The sequence below is a fragment of the Desulfovibrio desulfuricans genome (assembly GCF_024460775.1).
GTDB lineage: Bacteria > Desulfobacterota > Desulfovibrionia > Desulfovibrionales > Desulfovibrionaceae > Desulfovibrio > Desulfovibrio desulfuricans_E.
In genome coordinates, this window is sequence record NZ_JANFYZ010000040.1 from 1 (window position 1) to 740 (window position 740).

The window sequence follows — 740 nt, forward strand, 5'->3', positions numbered from 1 at the left end:
GGGAAATAGCCACAGTAAAAAAATGCTTAAAGCACTTCTAAGTGAGGGTGAAAGCATCTGGGAGATCACTGAGAAAATACTAAATTCGTTTGAGTATACTTCGAGATTTACAAAAACAAAAACTTTATACCAATTCCTCTTCCTAGCTACTTTCATCAATTGTGGAAGATTCAGCGATATTAAGAACGTTGATCCGAAATCATTTAAATTAGTCCAAAATAAGTATCTGGGAGTAATAATCCAGTGTTTAGTGACAGAGACAAAGACAAGCGTTAGTAGGCACATATACTTCTTTAGCGCAAGGGGTAGGATCGATCCACTTGTATATTTGGATGAATTTTTGAGGAATTCTGAACCAGTCCTAAAACGAGTAAATAGGACCGGCAATTCTTCAAGCAATAAACAGGAATACCAATTATTAAAAGATAACTTAGTCAGATCGTACAATAAAGCTTTGAAGAAAAATGCGCCTTATTCAATCTTTGCTATAAAAAATGGCCCAAAATCTCACATTGGAAGACATTTGATGACCTCATTTCTTTCAATGAAGGGCCTAACGGAGTTGACTAATGTTGTGGGAAATTGGAGCGATAAGCGTGCTTCTGCCGTGGCCAGGACAACGTATACTCATCAGATAACAGCAATACCTGATCACTACTTCGCACTAGTTTCTCGGTACTATGCATATGATCCAATATCAAAGGAAATGATAGCATTGAAGGATGAGACTAATCCAATTG

Annotated in this window: 1 pseudogene; it reads left to right on the forward strand. The window is 37.0% G+C overall.

Going from position 1 to position 740, the window contains the following annotated elements:
• Nucleotides 1–740, forward strand: a pseudogene (locus tag NE637_RS15330) (hypothetical protein); the annotation flags it as partial.